Annotated in this window: 8 protein-coding genes and 1 tRNA gene; 3 read left to right on the top strand and 6 right to left on the bottom strand. The window is 68.0% G+C overall.

Going from position 1 to position 11,311, the window contains the following annotated elements:
• Nucleotides 1–336: 336 nt before the first annotated feature.
• The 6 genes from IEW01_RS17785 to IEW01_RS13210 form a co-directional block, all read right to left on the bottom strand.
• Nucleotides 337–1,596 carry a hypothetical protein gene (locus tag IEW01_RS17785; RefSeq protein WP_188528440.1) on the bottom strand — a complete coding sequence of 420 codons (1,260 nt, stop codon included), beginning with the start codon at nucleotides 1,594–1,596 and terminating at the stop codon, nucleotides 337–339.
• A gap of 651 nt (nucleotides 1,597–2,247) precedes the next feature.
• Nucleotides 2,248–2,322: transfer RNA gene (locus tag IEW01_RS13190), tRNA-Glu, on the bottom strand.
• 91 nt (nucleotides 2,323–2,413) lie between these two features.
• Complete coding sequence (recJ, locus tag IEW01_RS13195; RefSeq protein ID WP_188528442.1) at nucleotides 2,414–4,162, bottom strand: single-stranded-DNA-specific exonuclease RecJ; 1,749 nt, start codon at nucleotides 4,160–4,162, stop codon at nucleotides 2,414–2,416.
• A 106-nt stretch (nucleotides 4,163–4,268) separates the two neighbouring features.
• Nucleotides 4,269–4,832, bottom strand: coding sequence for a cysteine hydrolase family protein (locus IEW01_RS13200; RefSeq protein WP_188528444.1), 564 nt, complete (start codon nucleotides 4,830–4,832; stop codon nucleotides 4,269–4,271).
• On the bottom strand, nucleotides 4,829–5,809 hold the full coding sequence (glpX, locus tag IEW01_RS13205; RefSeq protein WP_188528446.1) for a class II fructose-bisphosphatase: 981 nt from the start codon (nucleotides 5,807–5,809) through the stop codon (nucleotides 4,829–4,831). The genes IEW01_RS13200 and glpX overlap by 4 nt, the downstream gene beginning before the upstream one ends.
• 289 nt (nucleotides 5,810–6,098) lie before the next feature.
• On the bottom strand, nucleotides 6,099–7,391 hold the full coding sequence (locus IEW01_RS13210) for a homoserine dehydrogenase (protein ID WP_188528448.1): 1,293 nt from the start codon (nucleotides 7,389–7,391) through the stop codon (nucleotides 6,099–6,101).
• Nucleotides 7,392–7,756: 365 nt separating this feature from the next.
• Here IEW01_RS13210 and IEW01_RS13215 point away from each other — a divergent pair, with 365 nt between their 5' ends.
• The 3 genes from IEW01_RS13215 to dnaG all read left to right on the top strand — a co-directional run bounded on the left by IEW01_RS13215 (nucleotide 7,757) and on the right by dnaG (nucleotide 11,295).
• The gene (locus tag IEW01_RS13215) at nucleotides 7,757–8,620 is read left to right on the top strand and encodes a LysR family transcriptional regulator (protein ID WP_188528450.1); all 864 of its coding nucleotides are present in this window, start codon (nucleotides 7,757–7,759) and stop codon (nucleotides 8,618–8,620) included.
• Nucleotides 8,621–8,801: 181 nt separating this feature from the next.
• On the top strand, nucleotides 8,802–9,218 hold the full coding sequence (locus tag IEW01_RS13220; protein WP_188528452.1) for a hypothetical protein: 417 nt from the start codon (nucleotides 8,802–8,804) through the stop codon (nucleotides 9,216–9,218).
• A gap of 94 nt (nucleotides 9,219–9,312) precedes the next feature.
• Nucleotides 9,313–11,295: a DNA primase gene (gene dnaG, locus IEW01_RS13225; RefSeq protein WP_188528454.1), complete on the top strand. Its 1,983-nt coding sequence runs from the start codon at nucleotides 9,313–9,315 to the stop codon at nucleotides 11,293–11,295.
• The last annotated feature ends 16 nt before the right edge of the window (nucleotides 11,296–11,311 follow it).

An 11,311-nucleotide genomic window follows, 5' to 3' on the forward strand; every position in this document is an offset into this window, starting at 1 on the left:
CCGAGATTCAGGGCCGTGCCTGGCTCATTCGAAATCCGGAGTATGATTATGCGTGAGCCGGCCATGAAATTAAGCCGCTCATGAGCCCATTGGTGCCGCGAAAAAAGTATTCTATGTGTCGTCTTGCGTCGTTTCCAGATCGAATATGCGGGTAAACTGATTTCGGCTTGATGCCTGACGCTGATGCAGATTATATCGCTGAACTATTCAGCCGGCTTTTCAAAATTAAATATTCATTAGCGCGCAAGCCCGGCATATGAAAAAAGGTCTTCTCTCGCACCACGCTGCGGCCGAGGGCGCGGGAGGCGCCGTGATATTCAGCGCCTCCCAATGATGTTACAGGTCTTCCGGCAAAACCGGGACTTCGTACTCGTGGATGTAGTTGATCACCACCCGCGAGTCGTCGGCGGCCTGTGTGAAGGCGCCGATGGTGCCGTCTTCGACGTCGTCGTCGACACTGTTGAAAATCGTCTCGTAAACGTCGATTTCCTGCTCCAGCCAGCTTCCATCATCCTGTTTGACCAGGATCGTGGTCTTGACGCCGTCGTAGGTAGCGACCCGATCGTAAGTGAACTCCGAGAAATCGACGCCCGAATACTGAACGTCCGTCCCTTCGACCACGCTCGGTTCAATGCCCAGGATCAGGTTGACGTAGGCGATCTCGTCCGTGGAGAATACGCCGGTCTTGTCGGTCGCACCTGCAAGGAAAGTCGCTGCAGCTTCCAGATCCTCGACGGTTTTCACGCCGTCGGCGAGGAACAGGCTGTTCACCACCGGGTTATTCACGCCCTCGATCGTTCCCGTTTCCATCAGGGCGACATAGATCGAGAGGTTTTCGAGCGGCGAGTCGATCGTGCTCGTTTGACCGTCAACCGTGACGACGAGCCGACCAGCGGGATCGAAAGAGATCGCATCCGCGCTATTGAGGAGTGCGACCACTTCCTCGCTGCGGCCCTCGAGAACATCGTCCGGAGCGCGGCTGATGTTCAAGCGCCCGATCTCGACCTCCTGGACCAGTGTCTCATCGAGAACGTGGCCCTCTTCGTCGAGCGGGACAAGGCTTCCATCCTCGGCGACAGGTTGAACGAAACCGTCGTCGTTCAGGATCGGAATGCCCTGATCGTCACGCAGGATGACGTAGAGATCCCCGTAGAGGTCGCCACCGCCGCCAGCATCCGGCGGAGAACCGCGATCCGCGGAACCTCCCGGTGTGCCAGCCCAATCGGGACGATCGGAATCTGTCTCGCCGCCGCCGCCAGAGTCGGCCGGTTTTCCTCCCTTGTCATCGGGACGTCCGCCGCCGGTGGGTGATGTGCCGCCGCCATCGTCGCTGCTGCCAGCACCGCCTTGGCCTGCACCTTGGCCGCCGCCGCTACCTTCGCCGCTGCCGCCGCTACCCTGGCCGCCGCCTCCGGCTTGGCTGCCGCCGCTGCCCTGGCCGCCACCATCGCTGCCCTGGCTGCCGCCGCCGCTGCCCTGGCCGTTGCCTTGTGCAACCGCGAAGTCAACGGAGACCAACGTCAACGCGCTAGCCGCCACGCAAGCCAGCAACGCCGTCTTCACTGATGGCCTGATCAGGTTTTTAATAGGTGACATTATTTTCTCCAATCCAAAAAGAGTGACACTCTGCCTGGACTGCGCTCAGCCGAATTTTCGAGTCCCAGCCAAAGAAATTTTTGAGACTCAGACAGAGATTCGATTGGCAATTAATCATAGTCTTTTTCCACCAGAAAAGATAGCGGTCACGCCAGGCGCCGATTGACGCGGGCCGGCAAACCTCGTGAAGACCGACCGCGGCAATAAAAATGTCGGCGGGCGAAGTCGGGGAGATTTCATGCCCTCGCCCCTTCTTTCATCGAGAATTGGATTTACCGCCGCCCTGAGCTTTTTGAGGATCTGTGATGGCTGGGAAACAAGAGAAGCCCGAACAGATCGTATCGATGCTTCGGCAAATCGAGGTTTCACACGGGCAAACAGTGAGGCTGGCCGAGACGTCACGCCTGCCGTGCCAATGGCCGGCCCCGATGCACGCAGCGCAAGGCGCGGAAAGACCGGGCTGATTGAAGCGCGATTTCTCCGCGAAGTCGCGTTGCGCAACCCCGGGGGATTTCGACTTCCACCAACCACGTCTGGCCCTGCCTGATGTGGCCGTTCGTGGCCGTCGGCCAAACTGCTTTCAGCCGGATCCATCGTTGGCAATGGGCCGCCAAGTTCTGCAAATCAGGGGAAAAGGGGGATGGAGAACCGTGGCAGCCCGTAGGGGAATCGAACCCCTCTTTCCAGGTTGAAAACCTGGCGTCCTAACCGATAGACGAACGGGCCACTCTGTCGGTGCGGCGGTTTCTAGGGAAAGGCCGGGGGGAGGGCAAGAGGATTCTTCGGCCGCCGGAGAAAAAAACACGCTTTCGCGCGGTCAGGCCGGGGCGGCGTCCTCGAGCCGGAGCTGCGGCATCGTGCGGCCGTTCCAGTGGTTGAGTTCGAGCCGCCCGGCAAGGTGGAACCGCGCGCCGCCGTGGCCCGCGAGCGCGGGGCCGAGGGGGGTGTCGAAGGCGCCGAAGGCGATCGCCTCGAGCCTTGCGCCGAGGCCGTCGGAGAACGCGATCTTGAGGTGGTTCTGGCCCACCGGCTTGGCGAAATCGATCACCACGTCGGGAAAGGCGTAGCGCGGCGCCGGCGCGCCCGCGCCGAAAGGCCCGGCGGCCTCGATCTGCTCGATCAGTTCCACCGTCGCCGCGCCCGGCATCAGGATCCCGTCGAGATCGAGCGCGCGTGGCCCCATCTTGCCCGCGCCCTGGCGCGCGAGGAGGTCTGAAAGCCGCGCCATCGCCGGTTCGAGCTGGGCGCGCGTCAGGCTGAGCCCCGCCGCCATCCGGTGGCCGCCGCCCCGCGTTATCAGCCCTTCCGCCGCGAGTTTCTGCACCGCCGCACCAAGATCGACGCCGTTGATCGAGCGACCCGAGCCCTTGCCCTCGTCGGCCTCGAAACCGATCACCACGGCGGGGCGGTGGGCGGCTTCCTTCAGCCGCGAGGCGACGATGCCGACGACGCCGGGGTGCCAGCCATCCGCCGCCGCCCAGACCAGCGGCGCCTCGAAACCGCGCGCCTCGGCCTGCGCCAGTGCGCCGGCGAGCACTTCCGCCTCGATCTCGCGCCGCTCGCTGTTGAGCGCGTCGAGCCGTTCGGCCATCGCGCGGGCCTCGTTGGGGTCGGTGGTGGCGAGCAGCCGCGCGCCGAGATCCGCGGCCCCGATCCGGCCACCGGCGTTGACCCGGGGGCCGAGCAGGAAGCCGAGGTGATAGGGCGCGGGCGCGGTGTTCATCCGTGCCACGTCCCCCAGCGCCACCAGCCCCGGGCGCGCGCGCCGCGCCATGATCTTCAGCCCCTGCAACACCAGCGCCCGGTTCGCCTCCACCAGCGGCGCCACGTCCGCCACCGTGGCCAGCGCCACGAGGTCGAGCAGCGCGATCAGGTCGGGCCCCGTGCGCCCGGCTTCGCGCAGCCGGCGCCCGGCCTCGACCAGAAGCAGGAACACCACCCCGGCGGCGCAGAGATAACCCGGCGCGCCCGCCTCGTCCTGCCGGTTCGGGTTCACCACCGCGAGCGCGGGCGGCAGGGTCTCGCCGCCGAGGTGATGGTCGAGCACCACCACGTCGGCGCCTTTGGCTACGGCCGCCGCGATCGGCTCGTGGCTCAGCGTGCCGCAATCGACGCAGACGATCAGCGTGTGGCCATCGGCGAGCATCTCCATCGCCGGCACGTTGGGGCCGTAGCCTTCCTCGATCCGGTCGGGGATGTAGAGCGTGGGCGCCTGGCCGAAGCCGCGCATCCAGTCGATCAGCAGCGCCGCCGAAGCGCCGCCGTCGACGTCGTAATCGGCGAAGATCGCCACCCGCTCGCCCTTGTCGATGGCGCTCAGCAGCCGGTCGGCGGCGGTTTCCATGTCTTTCAGGCTGCGCGGATCGGGCAGGGTGTCGCGGATCGTGGGGGCAAGGAAGGCCGCCGCTTCAGACGGGTCGACGCCGCGCCGCGCGAGCACGGCGGCCACCGCGCGGGGCAGGCCGGTGGCCTGTTCCAGCGCCTCCGCGTAACGGGCAAGCTCGACCGAGGGGCCGGCCCAGCGGCGCCCGGTGAGGGAGGTTTCAACGTCGAGAAAGGCAGACATGGACAATCTCTACGGGGCGCGGGCGCAGAGGTCCAGTGGCGCGCGCGCCGGGCCGGGGCAGGTGGCGGGGAGCGGCGGGCCCCCCCCGCGACCCGCCGGTGCCGGCTCACGGCGCCTCTGACAGCATCTCCGTCACGCCCACCACCTCGGCGAACTCGCCGTGCAGATGGTCGAGCGCGGCCTGGTGGATGAACTTCGGATCGGCCTTGCCACCGTCGCGCCAGCTCGTATCGGCGTTCTGGGCGAAGGCGGCGCAGGCGTCGTGCACCAGCTCGACCGAAAACCCCAGGTTCGCCGCCATCCGCGTGGTGGTGGAAACGCAGTGCGGCGTGGTCAGCCCGCAGATCACCAGCGCCTCGACGCCATCGGCGCGCAGGCGCTCCTCCAGCCCGGTGCCGATGAAGGCGGAGTTGACGCTCTTCTCGAACACCGGCTCGCCGGCTGCGGGGGCGACGGCGGGGTGAAAATCGACCTTGCCGAAGGCGGGGTTGAGCGGGCTTTGCGGCTCCACCGAGAGATGGCGCACGTGGTAGACCTGCGCCCCCGCCGCGCGCCAATGCGCCAGCAGCCGCCCGGCGTTTTCCTCCGCCTGGGGATTGTTGCGTGCGCCCCACCAGGCATCAGCGAAAGCGACCTGGATATCGACCAGAAGCAGCGCGCGGGCGGTCATATGTCCACCCGGTTCGTCGGGTTGCGGTAGGTGATCCGGCGCAGCGAGCCGGACTTCGAGCGCATCAGCAGCGTCTCGGCCTCGATCCAGCCCGGCTCGTGCTTCAGGCCGGCGACGATCGAGCCATCGGTCACGCCGGTGGCGGCGAAGATCACGTCGGCGGTCACCATGTCGTCACGGGCATAGATCCGGTCGAGATCGGTGATGCCGGCTTTCCGGGCGCGGCCGCGCTCGTCGTCGTTGCGGAAGGTCAGCCGGCCCCACATCTGCCCGCCCATGCACTTGAGCGCCGCGGCCGCCAGAACCCCCTCCGGCGCGCCGCCCGAGCCCATGTACATGTCGATCCCGGTGCGCTGCGCCTCGGCGGTGTGGATCACGCCGGCCACGTCACCGTCGGTGATCAGCCGGATCGCCGCCCTGGTCGAGCGGATCTCGGCGATCATTTCCTCGTGCCGGGGGCGCTCCAGCACGCAGACGGTGATGTCATCGGGCTTGCAGCCGCGCGCTTTGGCCAGCGCCTCGATGCGCTCGGACGGGCTCATCTCCAGGCTCACCACGTCGCGCGGGTAGCCCGGCCCGATCGCGAGCTTGTCCATGTAGACGTCGGGCGCGTGCAGCAGCGTGCCGCGCGGGGCGAGGGCGATCACGGTGAGCGCGTTCGGCATGTCCTTGGCGGTCAGCGTCGTGCCCTCGAGCGGATCGAGCGCGATGTCGACCTCGGGGCCGTTGCCGTTGCCCACCTCCTCGCCGATGAACAGCATCGGCGCCTCGTCGCGCTCGCCCTCGCCGATCACCACCACGCCCTTGATGTCGAGCAGGTTGAGCTGGTCGCGCATCGCGTTCACAGCGGCCTGGTCGGCGGCCTTCTCGTCGCCGCGGCCGACCAGTTTGTAGGAGGCGACCGCGGCGGCCTCCGAGACGCGGGCGAGGCCGAGCGAGAGCATGCGGTCGGCGAAAACGACGGGGGAGGCGGTCATGGGATCATCCTTCGAGGGTTACGGGCTGCCCCTCGATAACAGCGCGGCGTGACCCGGCCAAGACAGGCGGCGGACAGTTTGCGCTACCAGACCGGCTAATCCGCAGTTTGCCCGGAGTCAGGGCCGTCCGGACCGGGATCGCCGTGCGCCCCGGCCTTGCCGCACGGCCGTGACGACGACCGGGCCTGCCCCTTCATCCTGGCAAAAATACCTCGGGGGGTGAATTGGCCGCAGGCCAAGAGGGGGGCAGCGCCCCCCTCCGGGTCGGCCCGCGCCAGCGGGACGAAACTCAGACTTCCTCGATGCGGATCGCCACGGTCTCGCCTTTGACCACCGGGGTCTTCGCCAGCCCCTCCATCGCGGCGTCGATCTGGGCGCGCGAACACCTGTGGGTGACGACGATCACCGGCGCCACCGTGTTCTGGTGGCCGTGCTGGCGCATCCGGTCGATCGACACGCCGGCCTCGCCGAGCGCGGCGGCGACCTTGGCGAGCGCGCCCGGTTTGTCCTCGAGTTCCATCCGCAGATAATAGGCCGCCGGCACCGCGGCGGTGGCGGGCTTGGCCGGCACCAGGCGCGAGGCGGGCATGCCGAAGGTCGAGATGTCGAGCCCGCGCGCGAGGTCGACCACGTCGCCCATCACCGCGCTGGCGGTCGGGCCCTCGCCCGCACCGGCGCCGCGCATCACGATCTGGCCGACGCTGTCGCCCTCGATCACCACCATGTTGGTGCCGCCCTCGAGCTGGCCCAGCGGCGAGGCGGCGGGCACGAGACAGGGACTCATGCGCTGCTCCAGCCCGCGCCCGGTCATCTGCGCCACGCCGAGCAGCTTGATCCGGTAGCCCATCTCGGCGGCTTCCTCGATGTCGCGCAGCGAGATCTGCTCGATCCCCTCCAGTTCCACCGCGTCGAAGTTCACCTGGGTGCCGAAGGCGATCGAGGCCAGCAGGCTCAGCTTGTGGCCGGCGTCGATCCCGCCCACGTCGAGCTGCGGGTCGGCTTCGAGGAAGCCCAGCTTGTGGGCCTCCTCGAACAGCGCGTTGTAGCCCTGGTGGGTGGCTTCCATCCGGGTGAGGATGTAGTTGCAGGTGCCGTTCATCACCCCCATCACCTTGGTGATCTCGTTGCCGGCGAGCCCCTCGGTGAGCGCCTTGATCACCGGGATGCCACCGGCCACGGCGGCCTCGAAGCGCAGCACGGTGCCGGCCTTCTCCGCCGCGGCGGCGAGATCCTGCCCGTGATGGGCGAGCAGCGCCTTGTTGGCGGTGACCACGTGCTTGCCGCTGGCGATGGCGGCCTCCACGGCGGCCTTGGCGGGGCCGTCGGAGCCGCCCATGAGTTCCACCAGCACGTCGATATCGTCGCGCCGGGCCATGGCGACGGGATCGTCCTCCCAATCGTAGCGGGCGATGTCGACGCCGCGATCCTTGTCGCGCGAGCGGGCCGAGACGGCGATGATCTCGATCGGCCGCCCGGCGCGTGCTTCCAGCAGCTTGGCGTGTTTGCGCACGATCTTCACGACGCCCACACCCACGGTGCCGAGGCCCGCGATCCCGAGGCGGAGGGGGTTGGTGTCAGGCATGGGGGTGCTCCCGTGTTGGCTGTCTCGCGCTCCAGATAGCGAAAGGGGGCCGGGGGCGCAATCGGATGGCGGGCCGGCGGCTGGCGAAATCCCGGGCCGGGCGCTCGCCGGACTCGGCATTTCGCCCGCGGACGTTGACACGGGCTTGGAGCGCTGACTAGAAATTGGGCATTCCCCTGATTGATGCCGCCGCATGTACGGCGGCGAACCGGCGGGGACATGTATCACCCTGCCGGTGCGTGGCGGGGCGCCCTGACGAACAGCGGCGCAGAAAAGTTCAAGGTTTCAATGGCTGGAGCGATGTCGCGGGATGCGTTTCATCCCGACGTCTCGCGGTTTGTGGGCGAGGTTGAGCGGAACCAACTATGGAAACGAACTGGGACGACCTGAAATACCTGCTCGCCGTGGCCGAGCACCGAACCCTTTCGGGCGCGGCCGAAAGCCTCGGCAGCAATGTGACGACCGTTTCTCGCCGGGTGAAGCGGCTCGAGGAGGAGGTCGGCTGCGTACTGATGGAGCGGTCCGGCGAGGGCTGGCGGCCGACGGCGATGGCCAAGAGCCTGATTGCGACGGCGCGGACGATGCGGGCGGCGATGATGACGGCGGAATACAGCCTCGCGCGGGGGGCGCGGGACCTGTCGGGGCAGGTGATGATCAGCAGCAAGCCCTTCGTCAACTCGCTCGCGCTGGTGCCGGCGGTGCCGGCCTTCCTCGCCGACAATCCCGCCCTGGAGGTGCAGCTCGATTACACCACCAAACCCTACAGCCTCGCGCGGGGGGAGGCGGATCTCGCGCTGCAATACCCCGAACCCTGCGAGGGCCGGCTGGTGCGGCGCAAGCTGGCCACCTTCCGGATCGGGATCTACCGCCCCCCCGGCGCAGGCCCGGCGCCGGGCTGGCTCGGGCTCAGCCGGACGATGCAGGGCAACCCGTTCATGCAGCATGCCCACAAGCATCTCGCGGGCGCGCCCGCCGCGCGGTTTCATTCGCTTCTCAGCCTCGCGGACGCGATGCGGCTCTGCGGGCTTGCCGGGCCGTTGCCCACATGCGTGGCCGGGCTGCATGACGATCTCGAACCGATCCAGCGGCCCGACGACTTCGGCGAGGGCCATATCTGGCTGGTCTATCATGAAACGCGGCGCGACGATCCGCGCATCGAACGGGTGATCTCCTGGCTCGAGGGCATATTTCCCAACCCGCGGGGCTGCGTCTGCGGCCTTTGCGACTGATCCTGCGGCGAGGGGCCGGGCGGGGCGTGCGTTTTCGTTGAACCGGTCTGGCGAACTTGCACATTCCTTGCGGGACTTATCCGTGCCACGGTTCCCTCAAGGGTTGCAAAAAACCACGGCTCCTCGGGGCCGGTAAGCAGGATCGAGGCAGGTCATGACGATTTCGTTTCAGGATGCATTGATGAGCGCCCGCCTGGGGCTTGGCGCCTTCGCGGCGGTGGTCGCCTTTCTGAGCATGTTCCCGGCGGCGATGCCGGCGGGGTATGAGCACCTTGTGCCCGGTCCCGACGCCATGAGCGGCTTCTTTCTCGTCGCGCATCACGTCGGCAACCTGTTTCTCGCCATCTGCGCGGTATGGCTGATGTCGGGGCGGTGCACGCGCGGCGGATCGCTGCTTTCGATCGCCCTGCTCAGCTTCTACGTCTACCTCGTGCGCGTCTCGTTCGACCCGCCGCTGGGCGTGCTGGTGGCGTTTTCGGCCCTGGTGCTGGTCATTCTCGCCTATATCGCCTGGCGGATGACGTCGGCCGCCTCGATCATGGTCTGCCGTCATCGCGGGCGGTCGGCCTCCACCGGCGAGGTGGACGACCGCGCCTGACCGCAGTCCGCGCCTTGCCCGCGTCCGCCCCGCGAGCGGGCCGCCGCCGTTCAGGCGGCTGGACAGTGCCCGGCCGCCCACCCATATTCGCATCATGTCGCTGCCACCCGGATTCCTTGACGAACTTCGCACCCGCACCTCGCTCGCACAGGTGGTCGGGCGCAAGGTGTCGTGGGACATGCGCAAGTCGAACCAGGGCAAGGGCGACATGTGGGCGCCATGCCCGTTCCACCAGGAAAAGACCGCGAGTTTCCACGTCGACGACAAGAAGGGCTATTATTACTGCTTCGGCTGTCACGCCAAGGGCGACGCGATCTCCTTCGTGCGCGAAACCGAGAATGTCGGCTTCATGGAGGCGATCGAGATCCTCGCGCGCGAAGTCGGCCTGCAGGTGCCCGAGCGCGACCCGCGGGCGCAGGAACAGGCCGACCGGCGCAGCGAGCTGCAGCAGGTGGTGGAGCAGGCGGTGCAGTTCTACCGGCTGCAACTGAAAACGGCGCAGGGCGCGGCGGCGCGCGACTACCTCGACAGGCGTGGCCTTTCGCAGGAGGCGCAGGCGCGCTGGGGAATCGGCTTCGCCCCAGATGCTCGGCACGCGCTGCTCGGGCATTTCCGCGACAAGGGGGTGGAAGAGGCGCTGGTGGTCGAGGCCGGGCTGGCGATCAAGCCCGACGATGACGATGCCCGCACCCGGCGCGACGGCGGAAAGCCCTACGACCGCTTCCGCGGCCGCATCATCTTTCCGATCCGCGATGCCCGCGGGCGGGCGATCAGCCTCGGCGGCCGCGCGCTCGATCCGAACGCCCGGGCGAAATACCTCAACGGCCCCGAGACCACGCTGTTCGACAAGGGCCGGGCGCTGTTCAACCTCGACCAGGCCCGCGCGGCGGCCGGCAAGGGCCAGCCGCTGATCGTCGCCGAGGGCTACATGGACGTGATCGCGCTCTCGGAGGCCGGGTTCACCGCCAGCGTCGCCCCGCTCGGCACCGCGATCACCGAAGACCAGTTGCGGCTGATGTGGCGGATCTCGCCCGAGCCGATCATCGCGCTCGACGGCGACGAGGCGGGGCTGAAGGCGGCGATGCGGGTGATCGACCTTGCGCTGCCGCTGATCGAGGCCGGGCAGAGCCTGCGCTTCGCGCTGATGCCCGAGAAGATGGACCCCGACGACGTGATCAAGGCCGAGGGGCCGGCGGCGATGCAGGCGCTGCTCGACGCCGCGTTGCCGATGGTGCGGCTGTTGTGGCGGCGCGAGACGGAAGGCAAGGTGTTCGACAGCCCCGAGCGCCGCGCCACCCTCGACCGCGATCTGCGCAGCGTGATCCGGCGCATCACCGACGCCTCGATCCGCTCGCATTATGGCAGTGAGATCAACCGGTTGCGGCGGGAGTTGTTCAGCCCGCCGCGGTCTGGGCCGGGCGGGTTCACGCGCGGGCCGTGGCGCAAGGGGCCGCCGCCGGCGCTCAGCGAAACCAAGACATCGCTGCTCGCGACCGCCTCCGGCGAGGTGGAGGAGGTGCTGCGCGAGGCGGTGATCCTCGCCACGCTGATCACCCATCCTGGCCTGCTCGAACGGTTCGAGGCGGCGCTGGAGCGGATCGACATGGCCACCGACGATCACCGCGCGCTGCAGCGGATGCTGCTCGCCCATGCCCACGATCCCGCCGCCGATCTGCGCGCCCGGATCGAGGCCGAGGCGGGGCCGCACCTCGTTGAAAAGCTGTTCGGGTTCAACCATGTGCGGATCTCGCCGGCGCTGCGGCGGCCCGATGACAGCGAGCTTGCCGCGTTGTGCCTCGCCGAGGAACTGGCCAAGCTCGAAGCCAACCGCGGCGCGCGCCGCGAGGTCGCCGAAGCCGAGGGCGATATCGACGCGCTCGCCGACGAGGGGCTGACCTGGCGGCTGGGCGAGGCGGCGCGCGCCCGCGAGGCCGCCAGCCGGGGCGGCGCCGGCGAAGACAAGACGCATTACGACCGCGCCGATAACGGCGTATTGATCGCGAGGGAGGAAAAGGATCGGCTGGAGGCGCTGCTGCGCGAGATCGGTTTTGCGCGGGATGGCCGCGAGCCGCACTGATCTCGCCTTTTGCCCT

It is taken from the genome of Sinisalibacter lacisalsi, from assembly GCF_014640115.1.
Lineage (GTDB): Bacteria > Pseudomonadota > Alphaproteobacteria > Rhodobacterales > Rhodobacteraceae > Sinisalibacter > Sinisalibacter lacisalsi.

Bases quoted from the DNA above. Each gene is read 5' to 3' on its own strand.
- recJ (WP_188528442.1), bottom strand. From the start codon at position 4,162: ATGTCTGCCTTTCTCGACGTTGAAACCTCCCTCACCGGGCGCCGCTGG.
- dnaG (WP_188528454.1), top strand. From the start codon at position 9,313: ATGTCGCTGCCACCCGGATTCCTTGACGAACTTCGCACCCGCACCTCG.
- IEW01_RS17785 (WP_188528440.1), bottom strand. From the start codon at position 1,596: ATGTCACCTATTAAAAACCTGATCAGGCCATCAGTGAAGACGGCGTTG.
- IEW01_RS13210 (WP_188528448.1), bottom strand. From the start codon at position 7,391: ATGCCTGACACCAACCCCCTCCGCCTCGGGATCGCGGGCCTCGGCACC.
- IEW01_RS13220 (WP_188528452.1), top strand. From the start codon at position 8,802: ATGAGCGCCCGCCTGGGGCTTGGCGCCTTCGCGGCGGTGGTCGCCTTT.
- glpX (WP_188528446.1), bottom strand. From the start codon at position 5,809: ATGACCGCCTCCCCCGTCGTTTTCGCCGACCGCATGCTCTCGCTCGGC.
- IEW01_RS13215 (WP_188528450.1), top strand. From the start codon at position 7,757: ATGGAAACGAACTGGGACGACCTGAAATACCTGCTCGCCGTGGCCGAG.
- IEW01_RS13200 (WP_188528444.1), bottom strand. From the start codon at position 4,832: ATGACCGCCCGCGCGCTGCTTCTGGTCGATATCCAGGTCGCTTTCGCT.